A 24,293-nucleotide genomic window follows, 5' to 3' on the forward strand; every position below is an offset into this window, starting at 1 on the left:
CGTCCGGGCTCACGGAGCGCGCGGCGCATTCGAGCCCTCGGGAGCAGAAGGAGCCGGCTCGAGCGACACCGCGAGCGTCGCGTACGCCGCGCGCCCTGGCAGCGGGAAGCCGGTGAAGTCCTGTACCCGCGCGTCGAGCAGGTTCTTCACCTCGACCGACAGCGTCACCTCGGGCCGGTGCAGGAAGGTGCTGGAGGCCCCCACGCTCCACAGCGTGCGCGAGGGCAGAGAGCGCGTGCCCGTGCGGTTGACGAACTGCGACGCCTGATACAGCACCTCGGTGCGCGCGTTGAGCCACTCCGGCCCCGCGCGCAGGCGCCCCACCCACTTGTGTCGCGGGCGATTGGACAGGTCCTGGTTGAAGTAGCGCGGGTCTCCAAACCGGTTCTGCGTGCGCAGCCACGTGTAGCCACCGCTCGCCGACAGCCACGAGAACAGCCGCGCCTCCGCCTCCAGCTCCGTGCCCCACACCCGCGCGGCGTCGAAGTTGTACGGCCGCGCCATCATCGGCGGGTACAGCTCGTACGCGATGAGGTCCTCGTAAAGCGCCGCGAAGCCGCCCGCCGTCACACTCCACCGAGGAGCCCCCGCCACCGTCGCCTGGGAGTCCCAGACCACCGCCGCGTCCGCGTAGAGCGCCCGCTCGGGCCTCAGCCCCGGATTGGGCAACAACGTCCCCTGACGGATGTACAGCTCCAGGAACGACGGCGCGCGATGCGACTGTCCCGCGTTCGCCCGAAGCCCCACGCCTCCGCCCAACGACAGCCACGCGCCGACCTTCGGCGAGAACAACCAGTAGGGCCCCACCCGCTCGAACCGCAGCGACGGCACGACGCTCAACACGTCAGCCACCAGCGCCCACTCGTCCATCACCATGACACTGCCGCGCCACCAGCTCGCGGACTGCGCGCCCCTCGCCTGGGTGACCTGCTCACCCGACGACGCCACCGTGGCCGTCAGCGCATGCCCGCCCCCGAGCAGCGTCCGCCCCTCCACCTCCACCCCACCCACGACATGCCGCTGCGGACCTCCCGCCCCCAGCAGCCCCCCCGTCACCTCCAGGCCATCGCGACGGAAGAAGCCCCTCACACTCGCCTGCGTCCCCGACCACCGCACGCCCAATGACAGCCGGTCCAGGTCCTGTCGCCCCGCGGACTGGGGGTTCTGCACCGTGCCCGGAATCGCGCGGTCCTCCAGCGACAGCTCGGACAGCACATCCAGCCGCGAGCCCCCCGGGAGCCGCCGCCGATACCGCAGCAGCACGCCTCCCCCCTTCGCGTCGTTGCGCGCGCGCGCCTCCGCCGTGACGGGGTTGTCCGGCACCGCGGGCAGCTCATCCAGCTCGTACGCGAAGTCCCCATCGGAGCGCCCCGCGTGCAGCAGCACCAAAGCGTTCCCGTCCAACAAAGGCCCGGTGATGGCCACGTGCCCCAGCGCCGTGTTCCAGCTCCCGTAGACCACCTCTCCACTGGCCCGCACGTGCGACGACGGCGCGCGCGTGACGATGTTCACCGCGCCGCCGAGCCCTCCCGAGCCATAGCGAGCCCCCGCGCCCCCGCGCAGCACCTCCAGTCGCTCCACCAATGCGGCCGGCACCTGCGACAGGTCCGCCATGCCGCCCGCGCCGTTGAGCGGGATGCCATCCAGGAACACCAACACCCCGTTCGACGCCGCGCCGCGCACCACCAGGCTCTTGCTCTGCCCGTAGCCACCCGAGTCCTGCACCGCGAGCCCCACCGAGCCCACGAGCAGCTCCGCCGTGTCCCGCGCCTCGCCCGCATGCTCGCTCGCGTCGATGACGGTGATGGCGCCCGTGGGGTCGCGGCGCTCGGGGGCGTCGGGAGGCGGCGGCGCCTTGCCTCGCACCACCGTCGCGGGCACGACGACGTCGTCCGTCGCCTGCGCGCGCGCTCCGGAAGGCAGGCTGAGCGCCAGGCACACCAGGTGCCCGGCGAGGAAGGTGCGCCGCATGCTCCGCCTTCCGCTCTCTCCATCGAAGAGAGAAGGCCATCCGCCCGTGCCGCCACGCGACACGTCCGCACCCTCGGGCAGGTCTCCTGGCTGATGGACTCCAGCTCCAGGCGCACGACGCGTCTGGCTGGAAGGGGGCTTCCGCCTTCCCCCGGAGCGTCCGCCTGGACACCGCCGGAGTGGCGACAACCGAAGTCCCCGGCCCTGACCTCAGGGCGGCCCATTCACAGTGGCGGGACCGCGCCGGAATCGCACCGGCTTCCCTCTTGAAAGCCCGACATGGGCACCCAAGGGCGCACCCCTTCTAGGAGCTGACTACCAGCGCGTCAAGCGCACCCGGGACGACACCTCGCACGCGCGCGCGTAGGACTCGAAGGCGCTCGCCTGCAGGAACACCACCTGCGCGCCCCCCAGTCGCAGCGAGGCCTGGCTGAACAGCGGCGTCGAGCGCCCCGGTACAATCAGCACCCCCTCCACGAAGGTGCCGCCGTGGCTCTCCAGGTCCGTCACGCTCCACACCTCGGTGTGCGGTTCCGGACGGAAGCGCGCGTGCTGTCGCGACACGGTGGGCTCGGGCAGGACGATGTCGCACTCGGGGCTGCGGCCCACCATCACCTCCGGCCCTCGGCCAGGGAAGCGCGGACACAGCTCGAACACCACGGGCTCCACGACTCGCGATGGAATCGGCACCTTCAGCGTCGGCGGCTCCGCCTGCGCCACGGAGCGCGGACGGCTCGGCATGGAGTCCCACACCAGAACGGGCCACCCGACCTCCCGCAGCAGGGCTTCGCGGTCCTCCTGGAGCCGGGACATCAGCGTGGACAGACGGTGGAGCACGACGAGCCCTCCAGGCCGGGAAGGTGTGCACGCAAACCTGTGCACGCCCCCTCGCCCTGTCCACCCCCCTTGCGTCACTCCACGGTTCCGCAGGCGCTCGCCAGCGAGAGGATGTCGGCGTCGTAGTGCAACGCCAGCGTGCCGGACGACTCGATGTGGCGCACGAAGACGGAGCCGAACACCTCCGCGTTGCCGCTAAGCGTCAGCGTGGCGCCGGGCGCGTAGAGGTTTCCCGCGAGCACACTGCCCGCGGAGATGCCCAGCGTCCCCGTCCCCGCGGCGTACACGCGCACCTTCGCCGGCGCGTCCACGGACCCCAGCAGGAGCTGGCCGGCCACCGTCATGTCGCCGCCCACGAACAAGTCCAGCTCCCCCGGCGGCACCACCTCCACCGAGAGCCGCTCGCCGATGACGACGCTGTCCCGCACGAAGAGCGCGGTGCGCTCGCGCACCACGAGGTTCAGCCGGCCCTGGCCCTCGATGCCCGTCAGGAAGAAGCGCCCGCACGGCAGCTCCAGCGTGCGCTCGCCGGTGAAGCCCTGCAGCGCCGAGGGCTCCAGGTCGATGACGTCGTTGTGGTTCTCGCGAGCGTGGTTGGCGATGAGCCCCTGGATGTCCACCACCGACGCGGTGTCCCCGCACGCGCACGGCGACACCGAGTCCACCGGCTCGCGCAGCACCTCGGCGGCCGTCACCGTGCCGGACATGCTGCGCTCCGCGGGCACCGCCAGCTTGCCCGCCACGCTCAGCGACGCGAGCCCCACGTCGCCGCGCACCCACGCGTCCCCCGTCACCTGCGCGGACACGTTGCCGCTGAGCGGACCGCCGCTGTACAGCCCGCCGCCCACCGACAGGCCGCGCCCCAGCAGGATGCCGTCCGCGCCGCCCGCGCTCAGCCCGCCGCCAATCGTCAGCGTGTCGTTGGCCGCGACGCCGCCGTTCGTCGCCACCGCGCCGCCCTTGCCGCCCGGCACGTACTTGCCCAGCGAGCTCTTGAACGCATCCGTGGTGAGCGACGCGCTGAAGGCCAGCCGCTCGCACGAGCACAGCGCGTAGCGGAAGGCCCGCTCGGCCAGGTGCCCGCTGCACACCTTCGCGCCCGTGAGGCTGTCGCCCACCAGGAGCAGCGGCCCCGTGGACGCGCAGAAGGCGGTGTGGTCATCGGCGGGCTCCTCGCCCTCGCCCGTCGTTGGCCCGGCGTCCGACGAGGCCACCGGCCCCGCGTCGTTGCGGGGCGTCTCGATGAAGGCCACCGGGTCCTTCACCTCGCACGCGCTCCAGGCGCCCACCAGCCCCAGCACGCAGAGGACCTTCGTCACGTTGGCGCGACTCATCGACCTGAGACCTCCTTCAGCCGCTTCCGGGCCGCCACGGCATGGGGCGAATCGGGGTGACGCGCGAGGAAGTCCTCCAACGCGCGCACCTCGCCGTCCCGGTCCCCCAGCGCGCGCAGCGCCTCGGTGACACCGTGGCTCGCCTCTTCTTCCAACAAGCCCCCGGGCCAGCCCTTCAGGGCCTCCTGGTACTGGCGCAGCGCCCCGCGCGCATCGCCCAGGTGCTCCAGCCTCAGCGCGCCCGAGGCCACGCGCGCGACGTACGCGGACATGCCCTGGGGCTCGGCCCGGATGACGCGCAGGTAGAGCGCCTCGGCCGCCTTCCACTGTCCGGTGGCCCGATGCGCGTTGGCCCGGCGCAGCAGGTCCTCCGGCGCGGGCGCGGCGGACGGCGCGCTCATCCGGGGCTTCACCGGAGTGATGGACTCCAGAGCGACCGCATCGGGCACCTGCGGAGCGACCCCCTCCGGCCCTGGAGGCACGGACTGCGCTCGCGCGGCCGCACCGGGCATCGACGGCACGGGCGGCTCCGGCGCGAGCGCCTCGGGCACGGGCACGACGGGCTCGGCGCGGGGCATCAGCGGCGCGGAGGGAGCGATGACCGCCGTGTCCTCCGGAGCAGGAGGCTCCTGGCGACGCCAGAGCTGCCAGGTCGCGACCGCCGCGGCGCCGACCACGAGCAGGGCCCCGCCCATCCACCAATGCGGCCGGTGTCGCCGACGCGGCGGCGGCGACGGCGCGTCCATCGCGGCCAGGAGCGCGGCCTGCACCAGCGCTGCGGACTTCTGCCGCGACAGCCGGCGCGCGGGTCCGGAGCCGTCATCCAACGGCGTGAGCAGCTCGTTCGGCCCGTCCTCATCCACGAGCCGACTCATGCCGCACCTCCCTCCGGAGCGCCACCCGCATCCGTGGCCAGCGCGCGCAGCGCCGTGCGCCCCAGCCGCAGGCGGCTGCGAATCGTCTCGAAGGGAATCCCCAGCTCGTCCGACACCTCCGGCACGCTCATGCCGAGCACATGGTGCAGCACCATCGCATGCCGCTGCTCGTCGGGGATACGGTCCAGCAGCATCACCATGCGACGGCGGTGGACGTACTCGTCCGGCGGCGCGTCCTCGGACGGCACCGCCGTCAACTCGGCCGGCTCCTCGCCCCTGCGCGCCTCGGTGCCCCGGGCGCGCCGCAGCCACGCGAAGGTGGTCCTCGCGACCACCCGGTCCGCCCACGAGTGGAACTGCCCCTCTCCCCGGTACGAGGGCAGCCCCCGGAGCAGCGCGATGAGCGCCTCCTGGGCGATGTCCTCCACGTCCCCGTCGCCGTGCACCAGGTAGCGCACCAGGTTGCGCACCCGGGGCAGGAGCTCCAGCAGCAGGGACTCGGCGGCCTCCTTGCGCCCCTGGATGGCCGCCTGGATGCGCGGGTCCACTCCAGGTCTTGCCCTGCCGATGGCCTCCGGACCCGTGCTCGTCATCGACCCCATGGAGGGAGGCCGAGGCGAAAACGGGTCATCACCGCTCATGGCAGCAGCACCAGCGCCAGGGACGCCCTGGGCCGGATGGCCCAGCCCTGATTGCGCGGCACGAAGTTTCCGTTCTCGGAGTAACCCAGCTCCGGCCGCCCCACCGCCGCGTCGGCGGCCACGGACAGCTCCACGGCGAGCAGCCGCGAGAAGCTCCACCGCAGGGACGTGTCGGGCCCCACCAGCAGCGCGGGGATGAAGCGCGGCTTGGCGGCCTGGATGCCCGGGAAGTACGACTCCGTGCTGCGGCCGAAGAGCAGCAGGCCCGCCCCCGCGCCCAGGCCCCAGCGCAGGGCGCCCGTCTCCAGCAGCGGGAAGTCCAGCCACAGCCCGCCCGAGTACTGCTCCAGCTTCACGTCGGTGCGCCCATCCGGGAGCATGCGCGCCAGGCTCAGCGAGAGCAGCAGCCGCAGCCGCGCCGAGGGGAACTCCCACCCGGAGCCAATCAGGAACCCCTGTTGGCCGGAGTCCGTGTACCCATCCAGCGCGGCGAGCCCGCCCACCATCACCTGCCACCGCAGGGAGCGCGCGTCCTTCGAGGCCGGCGGATAGGTCCACAGCTCCGGGGGCACGACGACGGGGCCGGCCTCGGGTTCGAGCACGGGCACGGGGGGCGCGGCGGCCTCCACCACCTCGCCCAGGGGCGTGCCCGCCTCCACCGCGCGCAGGGCGGAGCGCACCACGAGCGCCACGGCCTCGGCGCCCGCGGACCACTCGAGCGCGCCGGGTTGTCCCTCCAGCTTCGCGGTGCGGACGAAGAGGTGCCGGCTGCCGGGCTCGGCGAAGTGGACGCGCAGCTCGGAGCCGGAGCGCTGGAACCAGAGCACCGCGCGGGCCTGGTGCGCGTCCGCGAGCTCGACGGCGGAGCGCCACTGGGCCTGGGGCGGGCCCTCCAGGGAGGGGCCCGGCATGGCGCGCAGCTCCACGGGCAGGTCGCTGCTCTGTCCGCGCACGCGCTCGAGCAGGGCGCCGTCCTCCGCGGAGGCGATGCGCGCCACGGCCAGCCATGCGCCGCCGCCGTCCTCCGCGCGAGCCTCCACGCCCAGGCACAGGGCGGCGACGAGCCCCAGCCGAATCAACACGACGCCCGATGCCATGAACGCGAGGCTAGCTTTCGCGTGTGGCCGAAGGAAGCCCCCGGGTTCCCCGGACCCGCTGTACAGCAGGTGCATCGGAAAAGACGCGCCGCGCCTGCAATCCCGGGCGGACAGGCGTCACGTTCCCTCGTGCCGCCGCCTGCCCTCGCGGGACTGGAATCAGCGCCGGACGCTGGGGGGTGAGCGCAGCTCGCGGCTGACGGCCTCCGCATCGCGGAAGACCCGTAGGAGGTTGCCGCCCAGGATCTTGTGCAGCTGCTCCCGCGTGTAGCCCCGGGCGAGCAGCGCCTCGGTGATTCGCGGCAGGTCCGCGACCGAGTCGAGTCCCTCGGGCGCGGAGTTGATGCCGTCGAAGTCCGAGCCCAGGCCCACGTGGTCCACGCCGGCCACCTTCGCGATGTGGTCGATGTGGTCGATGACGGCCTTGAGCGGAGGACGCGGCACCTTGGCGGCCCACTCCCAGCCGGCCTGGGACTGGGCTCGGAAGCGCGTGACGGGGTCGGAGTCCTGGTGCTTCGCCTCCACCGCGGCCAGGGCGGCGGCGCGCTCCTGGGACATGGCGGCGTAGGCCTTGCGGTAGTCGTCGTCGACGAAGGCGGAGAAGAAGTTCACCATGACGACGCCGCGGTTGGCGGCCACGGCCTTGAGCATCTCGTCCGTCATGTTGCGCGGGTGGTCCGTGAGCGCGCGAGCGGACGAGTGCGAGGCAATCACCGGCGCGCGCGTCACCTTCAGCGTGTCGAAGAAGGTCTTGTCGGACACGTGCGAGACGTCCACGAGCATGCCCAGCCGGTTCATCTCCCGCACCACGTCGCGGCCGAAGTCGGTGAGGCCGTCGTGGTGCTTCACGGTGGTGTCGGTGAGGTCGCCCGACGAGTCGGCCCACTCGTTCGTGTTGGACCAGGTGAGCGTCATGTAGCGCACGCCCAGGCGGTAGAAGTCGCGCAGCACGCCCAAATCGTTCTGGATGGCGTGGCCGCCCTCGACGCCCAGCAGCGTGGCCAGCCTCTTCTGCTTGCCGGAGCGCGCGGCGACGATGTCCTTCGAGGACAGCGCGAGCACCATCTGGTCGGGGTGCCGCTCCACCGCGGTGTGCACCGAGTCGATGATGCGCAGCGCCTGGTGGGTGTAGCGGCCGGCGTACTCCTTGGGCTCCACCCAGATGGAGAAGAAGGCCGCGCCCAGGTTGCCCTCCCGCGCGCGCGTCAGGTCCAGGTGCCCCTGGCCATTGGGCGGCTTGGAGCCCACGTCGAAGCCCTCGTTGAGCATGCGCAGGGGCGTGTCCACGTGGGTGTCGATGATGAGCGCCGAGTCATGGATGGCGCGGGCCTTGGCGGAGACGGGCGCGGGCGCCGCGGCGAGCGACGGGGCGGTTCCCAGGACGACCAGGGCGGCGAGGACGGAGCGGTTCACGCAAGGCACCTCGGGACGGCGGGACGGGTGGGCGCACTCTTTCACGGAGAGGGGATGGGTTGAAGCCGCGTCCCCTCGGGACGAACGTGCGTCCAGGCACGACGCAAGCGCCCCGGGAACGGTGCGCCAGGGGCCCCATCCCGCGCGCTCCCGAGTGAAGTCCACCCTGGCGCGACGCATGCAAAACCTCCGGCCAGGTCCCTCCCGACGCCGCGCGTCCCCCGATGCGCACCCGGGCTCGTCCGATGGGGAACCAAGGAGCCGGTCGATGGTGTGGCAAGTCGAGGCAGCTCAAGAAGCGGGCAGCATCCGCATCACCTACGACCTCGAGTGGCTGCACCAGGTCATGCTCGCGTCCGCGAACTCGATGGTGCCCTTCACGAGGTTCTCGACGGGCGCGAACCTGGGGACGCGGTCCTATCCCCGCTCGTACAGCCCGGGCTTCGTGCTGGGCCGGGGCAAGCCGCTCGACACCTCGTCGAAGGGAGGCGGACGTCAGCCGCTCAGCAACGGGGGCGGCATGTACTCGCTGCTCTCCCTGTTCGAGGAGGGTTGCGCTGGGCTGGCCGTGCCGCTCAGCGACATCGCCATCCTGTCCAAGCGGGCGGTGTGCCAGGCGGTGCTCGCCGGCTTCGTGCAGAAGGGCAAGAGCTTCCACGTCGAGGGGGGCACGCGGCTCGCGATGGAGCGAGGCCCGGGCTGGCAGATTCACGGCTATCCGATGCTGTGCATCCTCGGAAACGAGGCGCAGGCCTTCCCCTCGAAGCTGAACAACCAGGGCCAGTGGCGAATCATCCAGTGCGTCTTCGGGGCCAGGCTCACGCGCGCGCTGCGCGCCCGCGGCATTGGCATCGAGGTCGTCTCACGCGAGGGCTTCGGCTCGGTCTTCCCCACGCTCGCGGACATCCCCAACGGCATCCGGCTGGACCCGGGGCTCTTGCCTCCTGCCGCCGGGGCCGAGGCCATCATCGAGGCGCTCGACTTCACCGGCGAGTTCATCACCGCGATGCTCAAGGTGATGCCCAAGGTGGTGCCCTCGAAGGTGCCGCCGGTCATCAAGCTCATCACGTCCCTGGAGGGCTATGGGGATGACCAGCTCGCCGCGCTCGACCGCCTGATGTCGGCCTTGCACGCCCTGACGAACAACTCCCCCAAGGCCACGGCGGCGAACTACGCGGAGCTCATCGGCAACTTCAACGGCAGCGAGGTGGCGTGCTCCTGGGCCTTCGAGAACAACCAGGTCTCCTACACCCTCGCGGGCGTCCTCCCACGCGTCCAGGGTCCCAAGAAGAAGCGCAAGCCCGAGCCCGATGACTCAGGCTACGGGTCGGAGTCCGAGTACGAGGATGACGACTCGGACCTGCTGCCGTCGAGGAAGCCCACCAAGGGAGACGGAGACGCGCCGGTCGAGGTGAACGACAGGCTCGTCCTCAAGAAGGCCTCGCTGGTGTCGGGCATGGCCGCGCTCCGGTCGGCGACGATGTTCGGGATGCTGTATTCGAACTGGCTGTTCTCCTCGAAGGGCGGCGCCAAGCTGGACTCCCAGGGCGAGCCCCTGCCCATCCAGTCCTGGGCGCCCTACTTCGAGCTCGACCATGACGAGCTCTACGCGTCACTGGACAGCAAGGTCGGCACCCGCGTCCTGGTCTTCGACGGCGCGCCCAATCCCATCAACATCGACAACAAGCCCTTCGTGTCCGCGCGAGAGCTCGGGGCCATCATCATCGACACGACCAACAACACCACCCTGGAGCGGGCCGAGTACCTGGCCTTCTTCCAGGGCTTCCTGGCCACGTCGAAGACGTCGCGAGCAGGCGGGTTGCTGATCCTGGTCGAGAGCGCGAGCAAGCACCCGACGGGAGGAGACCTCGTCCACGGCATCATGCGTGTCTGTGGCACCCCCCTGTCGGTCCAGACCTTCTTCGATGGGCTGCTCAAGCACCAGCTCAAGCTCAAGTCCAAGGAGGGGAAGACGGCCCGGGAGCTGAACGTCCTCTCCTCCGTGGAGACGAACTTCCGCAGGATGATGCTCGAGCAGCGCCTGCTGATGCGCAACCTGGACCTCTTCAACACGGGCATCGACTTCGACCGCCCGAACCTCAAGCTCCCCGGGAGCCTGTCGCTGGGGAGCCCCCTCGTGGTCATCCAACCCCCGAGCCAGGACGTCGTCGTGCCCGTCCGGCCCCGCGTCCATGACTTCCCCCTGCTGAGCCCTCACAACCTGGGCAAGGTGAAGCGGCGGGTGCTGGCGGAGCCCTCCCCTCGGGTCATCGACTTGCCTCGCAAGAAGAAGTCCCAGGTCTCCGGGAGCCAGGAGTCGGGCTCGCCGCGGGACGGGGAGAAGGAGGCCGAGGACCTGGAGTCGAAGCGCAAGGAGTACGAGGCCCTGGGACACTTCAGCGACCCCAGCGCCCTCCCGAAGCTCGACGACGAGGGGACCTACTACGAGGAGGACGACATCTACTGCCTCCAGCGCTACTACCTCCAGGGCCACCCGCACGTCGCGGTCCTCCCCGGCATCAGCCGCGTCCAGTGGCGGGAGATGAACCGCTCCGCGTACAGCACCGCCGTCCATGGGGCCATCACCACGGCGACGACCGTCATCATCCAGCCGCTCCACCGCCACCGCAACCACTGGGCGCTGCTCTACATCACGCTCGGGGCGCCGAACCTCCTGGGACGTCGCAAGGCGAAGCTGCTCTACATCGACCCGCTCAGCCCCGACGACGTGCCGGTGGAGGACCTCCAGCTGCTCAACCTGCCATTCCCTGGCATCGAGGCGGAGAGCTGCACCGTCCGCTACCAGGACGACCGCGACGGGAACGAAGCGCTCGCCCAGGACAGCTGTGGCGCGTGGGCCGTCCAGCTGGCGGTGTACCTGGTCGAGCATGACGGCGCGCTGCCCGCGCCCCCCGACAACCCGCGGACCGCGGCGATGGACCTGCGGGTGGCCCACATGACCGTGATTGCGGAGGCCAAGGCGATGGACCTGCCCCAGGCGCCCGATGACCTCTCGCAGCACGTGGGCGCGCCCAGCCCCATGCTGCGACGGAGCAACAGCGTGGGGAACCTGTCGGGCGTGAGCCGGTCCAACCCCCTGTCCACGAAGAAGCCCTACCACGAGCTGTGATGGAGCCGGGGGCGCCTGCGTGCGCCGCCACGGGCGAAAGGCCCCGAGCGCGCGGGCTCGGCGGCGAGCGATGGGGTGGTTCCCAGGACGACGAGGACGGAGCGGTGGAGCGTCCTTCGTCGCGTCAGAGCCCCACTACGGCGACTCGCCCACCACCCTGTGCCGGATGCCCTTCAGCTTGTCGGGATTGCGCATGACATAGATGGCGACGATGCGGCCGTCCTCGATGCCGAACGCCGTGGTCTGCAACACCCCCTCCGCATCCACCGTGACGTACGCGGGCAGGCCGTCGATGGTGCCCTCGTGAACCAGCTGCGCCGAGCTCACGGCGGGAGCGCGCCACACCCCCTGGAAGAAGCGCAGCAGCTTCTCCTGACCGTAGACGGGATTGGGAATCGCCCTCGCCTTGCCACCGCCGTCGGCATACAGGACGGCGTCCTGGGCCAGCAGGGTCTGGAGCGCCTGCATGTCACCGCTCTGGGACGCGGCATGGAACGCCCGTGCCAGCTCATGGCCCTTCGCCTCCGTCACGGGGAAGCGGGGCCGGGCCTCCCGCACATGCGCTCGCGCCCGGCTGGCGAGCTGGCGGCACGCCGCGGGAGCGCGGTCGAGGGCCTTCGCCACCTGCTCGAAGTCCATGCCGAACACGTCGTGCAACAGGAACGCGGCGCGCTCCAGGGGTGACAGGCGCTCCAGGGCCATCATCAAGGTCAGCGTCAAATCATCGCCCTCCACTGTTTCGATGATGGGCTCCGGCAGCCAGGTCCCCACGTACTCCTCGCGCCGGACGCGCGCGGACTTCAGGACATCCAGGCACAGGCGCGTCACCGTGCGGACGAGCACGGCCTCGGCGTCCCGCACGGCCTCGCGGTCCGTCTGATGCCAGCGCAGATACGCCTCCTGCACCACGTCCTCCGCCTCCGCGACGATGCCCAGCATCCGGTAGGCGATGCGGAGCAGCCGGGGGCGGAGCGGGTCGAAGACGTCCGCGGGCGTCGAGTCAGGCGGCTTCACTGCGCGGGCTCACCGGGTGGACCATGCGGAAGCCGAGCACGAGCCGGTTCGCGGTGTTGATGAGGCCAATCAGGAGGGTCAGCTTCACGATTTCTTCCGGGGTGAAGTGGGGTTCGAGCGCGGCGTAGTCCTCATCCGGAGCGTGGGTCGTGGACAGGAGCGTCAGGGCCTCGGTCCAGCCCAGGGCCGCGCGCTCACGCTCGGTGTACAGCGGCGACTCGCGCCAGCCGTTCAGCAGGAAGATGCGCTCCTCGGTCTCCCCCTGGGCGCGGGCGGCGCGGGTGTGCAGGTGGATGCAGAAGGCGCAGCCATTGATCTGGGACGAGCGGATCTTCACGAGCTCGCGGAGGCTCGGCTCCAGGCCCAGGGCCTCCACCTTCTTGCTGAAATCCACCATGAGGTTGAGGGCGTCGGGCGCGACCGCGAAGGCATTCATCCTGGGCTTCATGTGCGGCTCCTCGTTCTGGGGGCGAAGTGCCCTTCCAGCCCCAGGACGACGCAGCCGGTGCCCCGTGTGACATGGCCCTCTCGAATGTCCAAGCAGTCCTGGCGCGGGCCTGGCTCCCCCAGCCGGCGCCACGTGGGCCTGCCTGACGGGCCGGGCTGCTCGCGAGGCAGCGGCGAGGGGGATGAAGGGCCCCTCAGGGACGCGCGCCCGGCGCCGCCACGCCCAGGCCCGTGTAGACGGTCTCCAGCCAGCGGTCCGTCTTGACGTGCCCCTCGCCGAAGCCCTTGAACTTCTCCGGCAGGCCCTCGGCCTTCACCTGCTCCAGCGTCTTGCCCGCGACCTTCTTGCGCCGCACGAGCGTCGTCGTCTCGCGCAACATGGCGACGAAGCGCTCCAGCGCCTCGCGGCCGCTGAGCGGTCCGTGGCCCGGGATGATGCGCACGCCGGGAGGCAGGCCCGCGAGCAGCGCCTCCGCGTTGCGCACGTAGCCCTCCACGTTGCCGCCCGCCTCCAGGTCGATGACGGGGAAGCGGTCCGCGAAGAAGAGGTCGCCGGTGTGCAGGACGTTGCTGCCGACGAAGAGCACCACGCTGTCGCCGTCCGTGTGGCCCGCGGGCAGGTGCGTCAGGCGCACCTCCTCGCCGTTGAACCAGAGGCTCAGGCCTTGTTGAAAGGTGACGACGGGGCGCGCGTGCTCCGGCGCGGGAGGAAGTGTCTCCCCGCGGCGCGTCCTCGGCTTGGACATGCGCTCGCGAACGGCGGCGTGGGCGATGAGCGTCGCCTCGCGTCCGAAGGCGGCGTTGCCTCCGGTGTGGTCGCTGTGCACGTGCGTGTTGACCACATAGGCCAGCCGCTGCCTGCCGAGCTTCTTGAGGGCCGCGCGCAGCTTGTCGGCGAGGGGCGCGAACTCGGTGTCCACCATGAGCTGGCCGTCCGGCCCCACGGAGACGGCGATGTTGCCACCCGCGCCCTGGAGCAGGTGGATGTTGCCCGCCACCGGCGTCGCGCGCACCTCCACCTGGGAAAAGTCGCGCTCCTGCGAGAGCGCGAGACACGGCAACAGGACGAGCACGGCGGCGACGGCCTTCATGGAACCTCCAGACGGCGGGTGACGCGGCACGGCGCGTCTTAGCAAACGCCCCGCGATTTCATTCCCGAGCCCCGACACGGTTCATCCCCACGTCCACCGTGACGCTCTCGCCTCGCGAGAAGCCGCTGGAGTCCCGTCGCCCGTCCTCGCGGTGGGACGGCTCGCGCGCACACGCACGGTGGCGCGACCACCTCTCCAGAGGGAGCACGCGCTGGCACGACGGCTGCTCATGCCGGAGTCGACCTCAGGCGGTCGAACGAATGAGGCGGTCCGCGCCGTGGTGGCGCGGTGTCGAGTGTGGAGGTGGATGATGCTGATGGCGGGGAAGCGACTGGCGGTGTTCTCCATTCGTGAGGGCAAGGGCGGGAGCATCTGGGTGAGGGCGGGCAGCGCGTTCGTGAACAAGGACGGCTCGCTCAACGTGCTGCTGGATGTGCTGCCGCTGGACGGCAAGCTGCACGTGCGGGAGGCGGCGGAGAAGCGCGAGACCCCGGGCATGGGCGGGCGCTACGCGGGCGAGGTGGGCCTGGACGCCGCGCCCGTGGGTGGCCACTCGTGAGGGCCGTGTGGGCGGCGCTGCTCGTGGGCCTCTGGGTGGGGTGGCCCGACGCAGCGGAGGCGGCCAGGCCACGCCACCAGTTCACGGGCGTGGTGAACCTCAACGAGGCCTCGGCCTCACAGCTCGACCTGCTCCCGGGCATCGGTGAGAAGGCGGCGCAGCGCATCATCCAGCATCGGGAGAAGCGCCGCTTCCAGCGCGTGGAGGAGCTCGTGCGGGTGAAGGGCTTCGGCAAGAAGAAGTTCCTCAAGCTCAAGCCCCACCTCGCGCTCGACGGCCCCACCACCCTGCGGGTGGAGCAGGTCCTCATGCCGGCGGACGGAAAGGAGGTGGTCGCCACGAACAACTGACGCAACGAGTCCATTCTTTCGGGAAAGGTCGCCGCCCGGGTTTTCTCCCTTCGTGGCCCGGGCGGCGACTGCTGGGTGAGGGGGCAAGCCCGGGGACGACCCGGCGCATCGCAACGGACGTTTGTATCCGGGCCCTGGCTGGTAGAGCATCCGCCGCCATGAACCGACGACTGCCCCGACTGCTCACCGCGCTGCCCGTGTCGGCCGCGCTGGTCGCTCCGCCCGTGCTCGCGTGTACCAGCATGCTGGTCAACAAGGGGGCCACGGCGGACGGCGCCACCCTGATGACGTACGCCGCGGACGCCCACGAGCTCTACGGCGAGCTGTACTACACGCCCGCCCGCCGCCACGCCGCGGGCGCCCAGCGCGACATCATCGAGTGGGACACCGGCAAGCACCTGGGGCGCATCCCCGAGGCCCCGGTGACGTACTCCGTCGTGGGCAACATGAACGAGCACCAGCTGTCCATCGGCGAGTCCACCTTCGGTGGCCGCAAGGAGCTGGAGGGCCCCGCCGGCATCGTCGACTACGGCTCGCTCATCTACATCGCGCTGGAGCGCGCGAAGACGGCGCGCGAGGCCATCCAGGTCATGACCACGCTGGTGGCCGAGCACGGCTACGCGTCCGGCGGCGAGTCCTTCTCCATCGCCGACCCCAAGGAGGCGTGGCTGCTGGAGATGATTGGCAAGGGCGCGGGCCAGAAGGGCGCCGTGTGGGTGGCGCGCAAGCTGCCCGAGGGCCACATCACCGCGCACGCCAACCAGGCGCGCATCGAGCAGTTCCCGATGAACGACCCGGAGAACGTGCTCTTCTCCAAGGACGTCATCTCCTTCGCGCGCGAGAAGGGCTGGTTCAAGGGCGCGGACAAGGACTTCAGCTTCGCCCAGACGTACAACCCGCTCGACTTCGGCGGGCAGCGCTTCTCCGAGGCGCGCGTGTGGAGCATCTTCCGGCGCGCGGCCCCGTCGAAGAACTTCGGGCCGGAGTACGCGGACGGCTCGGCCCCCAACAAGCGGCTGCCCCTGTGGGTGAAGCCCGACAAGAAGTTGTCCGTGCAGGACGTGATGTCGCTGATGCGCGACCACTTCGACGGCACGCCGCTCGACATGACGAAGGACGTGGGCGCGGGCCCCTACGCCCTGCCGTACCGGTGGCGGCCGATGACGTGGGAGGTGGATGGCAAGAAGTACGTGCACGAGCGCGCCATCTCCACGCAGCAGACGGGCTTCTCCTTCGTCGCCCAGATGCGCGCCTCCATGCCCGCCCCCATCGGCGGCGTGCTCTGGTTCGGCGTGGATGACACGTCCATGACGGTCTACACGCCCATGTACGCGGGCATCCGCGAGGTGCCGCGCAACTTCGCCCAGGGCGTGGCCAGCCGGGGCAGCTTCTCCTGGGACTCGTCCTTCTGGGTGTTCAACTGGGTGTCCAACCAGGCCTACGCGCGCTGGAGCGACATGTCCGTGGACGTGCACAAGGAGCAGGGCGCGCTGGAGGGCCAGTTCCTCGCGGACCAGGCCGACATCGAGCGCACCGCGCTGGAGCACTACAAGCGCAGCCCCGAGGAGGCCCGGCGCTACCTCACCGAGTACTCGCTCAGCCAGGGCGAGAAGGTCCACACGCGCTGGAGGAAGCTCGGCGAGACGCTGCTCGTGAAGTACATCGACGGCAACGTCCGCGACGAGCAGGGCAAGGTGAACCACCCCAAGTACCCGGACAGCTGGTACCGGCGCATCGCGCAGGAGCGCGGCAAGAGCATCCAGATGCCGCCCGAGCCCGAGGAGCCCAAGCCCGCTTCTCCCCCCGCGCCCGCCAACAAGGCGCCCCCCGCCCCGGCCGCCCCCAAGCCCACCGTGGCGCCCGCGCCCTGAGCGCCCCACCCTCCCCTCCCGGGGAGGGCCTCGGGCCTCCCATGTTCCGGAGTGCCCGCCGAGGAATCCGGCGCTCCGGCTCCCACCTGGCGGGGTGGGCGGCCGGGCGCTCCCCTGAGGGGTCCTGCGGGGCCGGGGCACGAAAGCCCCACCCTTCTGTCCTCAGTGACTGATAGACAACGCCATCTGGCGGCGGGGGACCCTGAGGATTGGACACCTCCCGCGGCTCCATGGACATGGCAGAGACAGGGAGACGGCAGGTGAAGGAAGATGAAGGCATGAAGGACGCGGCCACCGGGGAACCGGAACCTCACGAAGGCGAGCGGCTCAAGGGGCCGCCCCTCGGCGAAGTGCTCGAGTTCATGCGGCTGTTGTGGGCCGTGGACCACGGGCTCCAGTCCACCTCGAAGCGGATGGAGTCGACGCTGGGCCTGACGGGTCCGCAGCGGCTGGTCATCCGGCTGGTGGGCCGCTTCCCCGGCATCACCGCGGGGACGCTCGCGCAGATCCTCCACGTCCACCCCAGCACGCTGACGGGTGTCCTCAAGCGGCTGGAGAAGCGCGCCCTGCTGGAGCGCAAGTCGGATCCGCTCGACGGGCGCAAGGCGCTGTTCGCGCTGACCGAGGCGGGGCGCTCGCTCGACATCCCCTCCGAGGGCACCGTCGAGTCCGCCGTGCAGCGCGTGCTCGGGCGGCTGTCGCGCTCGCGCATCCTCGCCACCCAGGACGTGCTCACCGCGCTCGCGCAGGAGCTGGGTGGGCTGCAGCCGTCCGAGGTGGAGATGGGCGCGGACGAGGCGCGCAAGGAAGAGGTCCGCAAGTAGTCCGTCGCCGAGCAGCGTCACGGCCCGCCCCCCTCGCGGGCCGAGAACCTCGGCGCCGCCCCTCCGGAGTGAATGGCCCCCGCGTGGCTCGAGCGCGGCGAGGCGCCTCCGTCCCTTCCCGTTCGTGCGTGGGCCGCTCCCCCGCCTGCCCGCCAGACGAGGTGCTCGCCATCCCGTGCCCCAGGGCGCATCCGAGCCCCGAGCCCTGGCCCGCTTCCGAGTCATGACGGGCACTTGGCGCGCCCCGTCGGGACGAAGGGCACGGCCCTCGCGCGTTGCCTCCCGGACCCTCCGTCGGCCGCGTCCTTCGTGCGTCGGACACCCTCGCCGCGTCCCGAGCGAAATCGACGTGTCCAAGCTCCTCGCGGCGCGTCGGACGTTGCTAGAGAATCGGGAAATAGGCACCCCTGTCGGGGGTTGCCTCGCGAACGAGCGGACAGGACAGCGTGAATCTCGACACCCCGCAGAGCCCAGGCCCCGAGCTGCCGCCCCCGCCACCTCCCCCTCCGTCCGCCCCCGCGTCGAGGGGCCGGCGCTCGCGAGGCGAAGGGGTCCGGGCGCTCCTGGCCTCCGTGCGCCAGCGCCAGCGGCGCTACCTGTGGCTGCAGGGCACCGCGCTGGGGTTCCTGGCCGCGTGCGTCTTGTGGGTGGGCGGAGGCCTGCTGGGCCTGTGGGCGCCGCGCCTGGGCGGCAGCCTGCTGGGCCTGGCGCTGCCGGTGGGCGTGGCGCTGGCGTGTGTCTTCGGGCTGTGGCTCGCGCGCCGCCGCGTGGGGGATGACACGCTCACCGCGCGGCTCGTCGGTGAGCGCCGCCCGGAGCTGTCCCTGGACGTGCTCGCCGCCGTGGAGCTGATGCGCGAGGACGGCGCGCACGCCAACGGCTCGCCCGAGCTGGCCCAGGCCTTCCTCCAGCAGATGGACACGCGCGTGCGCACCGTGGACGCGCGCTCCGTCGTCGACTCGCGCCCCGCGCAGCGCACCGCCCTGGCCGCCTGCGGCGTGCTGCTGCTGCTCGCGCTGGTGATGGGCCTGTTCGGCGAGAAGTGGGCCGCGGGCGTCAAGCGCGTGCTCGACACGGCGAAGACGCCCGAGGCCAAGGCCCAGGTGGAGCCGATTACCGGCGACATCGAGCTGACGTACCGCTACCCCGCGTACACCGGCCTGTCCCAGCGCACCGTCCCCGGCACCGACGGCGCGGTGAGCGCCCCGGCCGGCACGGAGATTCAAATCAAGACGCGCTCGGACCGCCCCGTGGAGCGCGCGGAGCTGGTCATCAACGGCGAGGCGCTGCCCCTCCAGGTGACGGGCAACCGGGATTTGACGGGCACCTTCGTCGCGAAGCAGGGCGGCCACTACCGCTTCGCCTTCTACGGCACGCGCGAGAAGCCCATCGCCGTGGGCCCCGACATCCCCCTCACCGTGGAGGCGGACAAGGCGCCGCAGGTGTCGCTCCTGACGCCCGCCGCGGAGCTGGAGGTGGACCCCGGCCAGAAGGTGACGCTCAAGTACGAGGCCACCGACGACTACGGCCTGTCCGGCCTGTCGCTCGTCTTCCGCACGCCCGGCGCGCAGCAGGACACGCGCGTGCCGCTCCGACGCGAGGACGGCCGGCGGAGCCGCGACACGTACACGTGGGACCTGGGCTCGCTCAAGGTCGACGCGGGTGACCGGATTACGTACTTCGTGGAGGCGCAGGACAACGACGCGGTGGAGGGCCCCAAGAAGGGCGTCAGCCGCACGCACGTGCTGCGCATCTACTCCGCCGCCGAGCACCACCGCGCCGCGCTGGAGAAGGCCGAGCAGCTCTGGGGCCGCATGGTGGACCACCTGGCGGACCGCCTGGAGGGGCCTGACCGCGCGAAGCAGAAGGACGCGCAGGCCATCGCCGCCGCGGGCGCGGTGGACACCAGCGGCCAGCAGCTCATCACCGACATGCGCACCCTGGCGCAGACGCTGTCGCGCGAGCGCGATGTCCCCACCGAGCTGGTCTCCGCGCTGGCCAACATCTCCGAGTCGCTGGGCAGCCACATCAACGGCACCGCGGACTTCCGCCGCCTGTTCCTGCGCACCCAGCGCTCGCGCGGCGAGGACTGGGGCACCGGCAACCGCCTCACCGCCGTGGTGACGGAGGAGATTACCGAGCTGGAGAAGGACATCCTCTACCTGGAGGCGCTGCTGGACCGGCAGAAGCTGGAGGCGCTGCAGGAGATGGCCAGGCAGCTGGCCGGCGAGCGCCGCGAGCTGTCGCGCCTCATCGAGGACTTCAAGGCCAACCCGGACGAGGCCGCGCGCCAGGCGGTGATGGAGCAGATTCAACAGCTCAAGGCGCGCATCCAGGAGCTGATGCAGCGCATGGCGGAGATGCGCAAGGGCATCCGCGACGAGCACCTCAACGCCGAGGCCCTGTCGGAGATGATGAAGGAGCAGGACCTGCAGTCCGCCCTGGACGACGTCGAGAAGCTGATGCGCGAGGGCAAGACGGACGAGGCGCTCGCGAAGCTGCAGGAGCTGGGCATGCAGATGGACGAGATGCTCAAGGGCCTGGACGACGCCAACGAGGAGTTCGGCGGCGAGCAGTACCCGGAGCTGGCCGAGAAGTTCGGCAAGTTCATGGAGGAGCTCAAGGGCACCGTCGACGAGCAGCAGCGCGTGGCGGAGCAGACGCGCCAGCTGCGCGACCAGGCCCGGGCGCAGAACAAGGAGAAGCTCTCCCAGCGCGGCGAGGCCATCAAGGACGAGCTCTTGCGCAAGGTGCAGCAGGCCCAGCAGAGCTACGACAAGCTCAACCCGGAGCACCTCAACAGCCGCGCCGCGCGCCCGCTGGAGGAGGCCCAGTCGGAGCTGTCCAACGTGGAGAACGCGCTGAAGGTGAACGACTTCGACCTGGCCGCCGAGGCCGCCGCCCGCGCCGAGGACGCCGCCCGACAGCTGGCCGGCATGGGCGAGCAGCAGAAGCAGCTCGACGAGATGTTCGGCAACCCGCCCGAGGTGCGCCAGCAGTCCTCTGAGCTGGCCCAGCGCCTGGACCGCGATGCGCGCAACGTGCAGGACGTCAATCGCCAGCTCCAGAACCTCTTCCCGCCTCCCGGCTCGCAGCTGTCCCAGCAGGAGAAGCAGCAGCTGCAGCAGCTCGCCCAGCAGCAGCAGCAGTTGGAGCAGCGCGCGCAGGGGCTGCGCCAGCAGATGGAGGAGATGGAGCAGACCGCGCCCCTGTTCGGCGAGGAGGCCGCGCAGCAGATGGAGGGCGTGGGCCAGCGCATGGGCGAGGCCGCCCAGCGCATGCAGGGCAAGGACCCGGGCCGGGGCTACGGCGAGCAGCAGGCGGCGCTCGAGGGCCTGAAGCAGTTCCAGCAGCAGATGCAGCAGGGCCAGAAGGGCAGGAAGGGCGGGCTGCCGCTGCCGGGCGGCATGAGCGGGCGCAAGCAGGGCCAGTCCGGACGAGACCCCAAGGACCAGGTGGAACTGCCCGACGAGGACGCCTTCCAGGCGCCCAAGGAGTTCCGCAAGGACCTGCTGGACGCGATGAAGCAGGGCGCGCCGGAGAAGTACCGCGAGCAGGTGAAGCGCTACTACGAGGAGCTGGTGAAGTGAGGGACGCCCGGATGAATCACTGGGGAGCGCTGGTGCTGGCGCTGGGCCTGTGCGCGGCCATGCCCGCCTTCGCGCAGGAGTCCTCGCTCAAGGACGAGGTGAAGACGCGCCTGGGCCAGGTGGAGTCGGCGCTGGATGACTGGGACGTGCCGGGCGCCCGGCGCGAGCTGTCCGAGGTGGAGGCGCTGATTCCCGCCGACGTGGAGCCCCTGAAGTACTACCAGGGCCGCGTGGCCTTCGAGGAGGGCCGCTACGACGACGCGGTGGGCCTGCTGCAGGGCGCCAACATCGAGGACAAGCCGGGCAGCTACCTGCGGCTGGCCAAGGACACGCGCGACATCGTCAAGAACCACCAGCGCGCGGAGAGCGAGCACTTCATCTTCCTCTACCCCAAGGGGAAGGAGGCGGTGCTGGTGCCGTACGCGCTGGAGACGCTGGAGGCCATCCACCGCGCCATGGCGGAGGACCTGGGCTGGACGCCTCCGGGCGGCAAGATTCGCGTGGAGGTGGTGAACAACGCGCGCGAGCTGGCCAAGGTCAGCACGCTCACCGAGAAGCAGATCCGCACCACGGGCACCATCGCCATCTGCAAGTTCAACAAGCTGATGGTGACCAGCCCCAAGGCGGTGGCGCAGGGCTACGACTGGCAGGACACGCTGGCGCACGAGTACATCCACCTCGTCGTCAGCCAGATGAGCCGCAACACGGTGCCCATCTGGTTGCACGAGGGCCTGGCCAAGTTCCTGGAGTCGCGCTGGCGCGGCAAGGCGGGCCTGGCGATGACGCCCTCCACGCAGGCGCTGCTCGGCAAGCGCGTGAAGGCGGACAAGCTCATCCCGTTCGAGAAGATGCACCCGTCCATCGCGCTCTTGCCCACCGCGGAGGACGCGGCCACCGCGTTCGCCGAGGTGTTCTACGCCATCGACTACGTGCACCAGTCCAAGGGCGCCGCGGGCCTGCGCGCCGTGGTGCAGGGGCTCAAGGCCGGCCAGTCCGACAAGAAGGCGGTGGAGACGGCCATGGGCATGCCGTTCGGCCTGTTCGAGAAGGCCTGGCTCTCCCACATCAAGAAGCAGCCCTTCCCCATGGAGCTGGTGCCGCGCGACGACCGCGTGGTGCTGAAGGAGGACGCCAAGGGCAAGGTGAAGGAGGACGGCGAGAAGAAGGGCCGTGAAATCTCCTTCGGTGACTTCAACGAGGTGCAGGAGGTCCCCGCGCGCAAGTTCGCGCACCTGGGGGAGCTGTTGCGCGAGCGCAACCGGGTGAAGGCCGCCGCCGAGGAGTACGCCAAGGCGCACAAGCTGGTGGGCGACAAGTACGAGTCCGTCTCCAACAAGTACGCGCTGACGCTCCTGGAGCTCAAGCGCCTGGACGAGGCGGAGAGCGTGCTGCGCGGCAGCCTGCGCGTGCACCCCGGCGCGCCCGCCACCAACGTGCACCTGGGCCGCATCCTCCTGCACCGCAAGGACTACCCGAAGTCGAAGACGGCGTACCTGGAGGCGCTCGCGTCGGACCCGTTCGACCCGGAGATCCACGTGGCGCTCACGCGCATCCACGGCGCGCTCGGCGAGGCGGAGCTGGCGGGCCGCGCGAAGACGGCGACGGCGGTGCTCACGGGATTGAAGCCCGAAGAGGTGGACGAGCTGGCGCGCAGGTTCCTCCAGGAGGAGGCGGAGCTGTCCGGCACCAGCGTGCCCGCCTCCGGCGGCGACAAGCCCAAGGCGCCCGCCGCTCCCGCCGCGAGCACACCCGACGCCGGCCGCTGAAGGCGCTCTGCGTTCGAGCGCGCCCGACGCCGGCTGCTGAAGGCGCTCTTGCCCTCGAGCGCTTCCGACGCCAACCGCTGAAGGCGGCCCGCCCTCGACGCAGGCCGTTGTCGAAGGAGCCTGTCGCCCGCGAACGCGGGCCACCCCGCACGCCCCTCGCGCCCGTCGGGCCGGGGAGCGAGCGGGCCTGTGCGCGCGCAGCCGACCTGTCAGGGGGTGCCTAGCTTCACGCCGGGGAAGTGAGGCACCCGACACCTCTGGTCCGACACCCGTACAGTCCCAGCGTTGACTGCCCCACGTCCTCATCGGCGTTCGTGCGCTGTCGCACGGACCCGCGCCGCGCTGCGCACCGCGGACCACGCGTTGGCCCAAGGTGCGTGCCCGCGGCCCGACAGTGCTGGATTCCCGACGTGAAAGGAGCAGTCCACATGAAGCGCACCCTTTCTGGCCTTGCCCTCGCGGTCTCCCTGTTCACCGGTGGCGCGGCGCTCGCGCAGAGCGGCGCGTCGGCGGCGCCCGCCATGAAGCCCTCGACGACGCAGAAGGGCATGGCCGAGTACCGCGGCTTCATGGCCCCCACCGATGAGAAGGCCCTGCTGGAGCGGCTGCACTACGCCAACCAGCAGGAAATCCAGGCGGGCCAGCTCGCGCAGAAGAACTCCCAGAACGCCGAGGTGCGCTCCTTTGGCGAGATGATGGTCAAGGACCACACCGCCATGGACGAGAAGCTCATGGCCTATGCGAAGAGCAAGGGCCTGAAGCTCTCGGACATGCCCAAGGCCATGAACGACGTGGAGAAGAAGATGATGGCCCAGGACAAGGCCACGATGGAGGAGCTCACCGTCCTCCAGGGCGCGCCCTTCGACTCCTGTTACATGGCGACCCAGGTGGGCGACCATGACGCCGTGCTCGGCAAGGTGCTCGCCGCGCGGCAGGGCATGCCCTCGGCCAGCCCCGAGCTGACGGCGATGTTCACCGAGCTCACCCAGAAGGTCCCCGCCCACCGCGAGCAGGCCTGGCAGATTCTGGGCAAGCTGGATGACGGCATGGCCGTGGGCGGCTCCGGCGCCTCGCCCGCTCCGGCTGGCAACAAGGACCACGCGGGCCACGGCGACATGGGGACGAAGAAGAACTAGTCCCGCACGCCGCTCCGAGGGCTATTCCAGGACGTCACTGGGTGCGGTAGGACACCACGTCATGTCCATCCGAACCCTCGCAGTGACGACCCTGGTGGCGCTCGGAGCGGTGCTCACCGGCTGCTCCAGCAACGCCGACACCATCTGTGACCTCCGCAAGGAGTGCTTCCCGGGCAGCGACGACACGGGCAAGTGCGCGGACCGCATCAACGACTGGGTCGACGACCGCGACTCCGACGAGCGGCGCGAGCGCGTGGCCGAGTGTGCCGACTGCATCTCGGACCGGAGCTGTTCGGAGTACCTGGAGCACTGCATCGACGAGTGCTTCGTCGTCCCCTGAAGCCTGC

General features: G+C 70.9%; 19 protein-coding genes and 1 riboswitch. Of the genes, 9 read left to right on the forward strand and 10 right to left on the reverse strand.

Features of this window, described 5'->3' with window-relative positions:
* Nucleotides 1-9: 9 nt before the first annotated feature.
* From AC6JA9_RS37395 to AC6JA9_RS37425, 7 genes are all read right to left on the reverse strand, one after another.
* Complete coding sequence (locus AC6JA9_RS37395) at nucleotides 10-1,971, reverse strand: TonB-dependent receptor plug domain-containing protein (RefSeq protein ID WP_408889029.1); 1,962 nt, start codon at nucleotides 1,969-1,971, stop codon at nucleotides 10-12.
* Between the two features lie 59 nt (nucleotides 1,972-2,030).
* A riboswitch (cobalamin riboswitch) is annotated at nucleotides 2,031-2,277 on the reverse strand.
* Between the two features lie 9 nt (nucleotides 2,278-2,286).
* Nucleotides 2,287-2,808, reverse strand: coding sequence for an FHA domain-containing protein (locus AC6JA9_RS37400; RefSeq protein ID WP_497958575.1), 522 nt, complete (start codon nucleotides 2,806-2,808; stop codon nucleotides 2,287-2,289).
* 74 nt (nucleotides 2,809-2,882) lie between these two features.
* Nucleotides 2,883-4,142, reverse strand: a complete 1,260-nt coding sequence (locus tag AC6JA9_RS37405; protein WP_408889028.1) for a DUF7305 domain-containing protein — start codon at nucleotides 4,140-4,142, stop codon at nucleotides 2,883-2,885.
* Nucleotides 4,139-5,017: a tetratricopeptide repeat protein gene (locus AC6JA9_RS37410; protein WP_223746941.1), complete on the reverse strand. Its 879-nt coding sequence runs from the start codon at nucleotides 5,015-5,017 to the stop codon at nucleotides 4,139-4,141. The genes AC6JA9_RS37405 and AC6JA9_RS37410 overlap by 4 nt, the downstream gene beginning before the upstream one ends.
* Nucleotides 5,014-5,610, reverse strand: coding sequence for a sigma-70 family RNA polymerase sigma factor (locus AC6JA9_RS37415; protein ID WP_497958576.1), 597 nt, complete (start codon nucleotides 5,608-5,610; stop codon nucleotides 5,014-5,016). The genes AC6JA9_RS37410 and AC6JA9_RS37415 overlap by 4 nt, the downstream gene beginning before the upstream one ends.
* A 44-nt stretch (nucleotides 5,611-5,654) precedes the next feature.
* Nucleotides 5,655-6,755, reverse strand: a complete 1,101-nt coding sequence (locus AC6JA9_RS37420; RefSeq protein ID WP_267699307.1) for a hypothetical protein — start codon at nucleotides 6,753-6,755, stop codon at nucleotides 5,655-5,657.
* Nucleotides 6,756-6,914: 159 nt separating this feature from the next.
* Nucleotides 6,915-8,168 (reverse strand): dipeptidase, encoded by a 1,254-nt coding sequence (locus tag AC6JA9_RS37425; protein ID WP_497958577.1) that lies wholly within the window; start codon nucleotides 8,166-8,168, stop codon nucleotides 6,915-6,917.
* 268 nt (nucleotides 8,169-8,436) lie between these two features.
* Here AC6JA9_RS37425 and AC6JA9_RS37430 point away from each other — a divergent pair, with 268 nt between their 5' ends.
* On the forward strand, nucleotides 8,437-11,298 hold the full coding sequence (locus tag AC6JA9_RS37430) for a hypothetical protein (protein WP_223782692.1): 2,862 nt from the start codon (nucleotides 8,437-8,439) through the stop codon (nucleotides 11,296-11,298).
* A 135-nt stretch (nucleotides 11,299-11,433) separates the two neighbouring features.
* On the opposite strand, the gene AC6JA9_RS37435 is transcribed toward AC6JA9_RS37430, so the two are convergent.
* The 3 genes from AC6JA9_RS37435 to AC6JA9_RS37445 form a co-directional block, all read right to left on the reverse strand.
* Nucleotides 11,434-12,312 (reverse strand): sigma-70 family RNA polymerase sigma factor, encoded by an 879-nt coding sequence (locus tag AC6JA9_RS37435; protein WP_223782693.1) that lies wholly within the window; start codon nucleotides 12,310-12,312, stop codon nucleotides 11,434-11,436.
* The gene (locus AC6JA9_RS37440) at nucleotides 12,299-12,760 is read right to left on the reverse strand and encodes a carboxymuconolactone decarboxylase family protein (protein ID WP_223746936.1); all 462 of its coding nucleotides are present in this window, start codon (nucleotides 12,758-12,760) and stop codon (nucleotides 12,299-12,301) included. The genes AC6JA9_RS37435 and AC6JA9_RS37440 overlap by 14 nt, the downstream gene beginning before the upstream one ends.
* Before the next feature lie 193 nt (nucleotides 12,761-12,953).
* Complete coding sequence (locus AC6JA9_RS37445; protein WP_223782694.1) at nucleotides 12,954-13,850, reverse strand: MBL fold metallo-hydrolase; 897 nt, start codon at nucleotides 13,848-13,850, stop codon at nucleotides 12,954-12,956.
* 310 nt (nucleotides 13,851-14,160) lie between these two features.
* On the opposite strand from AC6JA9_RS37445, the gene AC6JA9_RS37450 reads away from it, so the two are divergent.
* The 8 genes from AC6JA9_RS37450 to AC6JA9_RS37485 all read left to right on the forward strand — a co-directional run bounded on the left by AC6JA9_RS37450 (nucleotide 14,161) and on the right by AC6JA9_RS37485 (nucleotide 24,286).
* Nucleotides 14,161-14,409 carry a hypothetical protein gene (locus AC6JA9_RS37450; RefSeq protein WP_194869429.1) on the forward strand — a complete coding sequence of 83 codons (249 nt, stop codon included), beginning with the start codon at nucleotides 14,161-14,163 and terminating at the stop codon, nucleotides 14,407-14,409.
* The gene (locus AC6JA9_RS37455) at nucleotides 14,406-14,759 is read left to right on the forward strand and encodes a ComEA family DNA-binding protein (protein WP_248543008.1); all 354 of its coding nucleotides are present in this window, start codon (nucleotides 14,406-14,408) and stop codon (nucleotides 14,757-14,759) included. Before AC6JA9_RS37450 ends, AC6JA9_RS37455 begins: the two co-directional genes overlap by 4 nt.
* A gap of 158 nt (nucleotides 14,760-14,917) precedes the next feature.
* On the forward strand, nucleotides 14,918-16,630 hold the full coding sequence (locus AC6JA9_RS37460) for a dipeptidase (protein WP_408889024.1): 1,713 nt from the start codon (nucleotides 14,918-14,920) through the stop codon (nucleotides 16,628-16,630).
* A gap of 278 nt (nucleotides 16,631-16,908) precedes the next feature.
* The gene (locus AC6JA9_RS37465; RefSeq protein ID WP_223747243.1) at nucleotides 16,909-17,454 is read left to right on the forward strand and encodes a MarR family winged helix-turn-helix transcriptional regulator; all 546 of its coding nucleotides are present in this window, start codon (nucleotides 16,909-16,911) and stop codon (nucleotides 17,452-17,454) included.
* A gap of 446 nt (nucleotides 17,455-17,900) precedes the next feature.
* Nucleotides 17,901-21,044 (forward strand): DUF4175 family protein, encoded by a 3,144-nt coding sequence (locus AC6JA9_RS37470; protein ID WP_248543010.1) that lies wholly within the window; start codon nucleotides 17,901-17,903, stop codon nucleotides 21,042-21,044.
* Nucleotides 21,045-21,055: 11 nt separating this feature from the next.
* Nucleotides 21,056-22,810, forward strand: a complete 1,755-nt coding sequence (locus AC6JA9_RS37475; RefSeq protein ID WP_223746931.1) for a peptidase MA family metallohydrolase — start codon at nucleotides 21,056-21,058, stop codon at nucleotides 22,808-22,810.
* Between the two features lie 428 nt (nucleotides 22,811-23,238).
* The gene (locus tag AC6JA9_RS37480; RefSeq protein WP_497958578.1) at nucleotides 23,239-23,946 is read left to right on the forward strand and encodes a DUF4142 domain-containing protein; all 708 of its coding nucleotides are present in this window, start codon (nucleotides 23,239-23,241) and stop codon (nucleotides 23,944-23,946) included.
* A 61-nt stretch (nucleotides 23,947-24,007) separates the two neighbouring features.
* Nucleotides 24,008-24,286, forward strand: a complete 279-nt coding sequence (locus tag AC6JA9_RS37485; protein ID WP_141332695.1) for a hypothetical protein — start codon at nucleotides 24,008-24,010, stop codon at nucleotides 24,284-24,286.
* Nucleotides 24,287-24,293 lie beyond the last annotated feature (7 nt).

The organism is Myxococcus sp. MH1 (genome assembly GCF_059738865.1).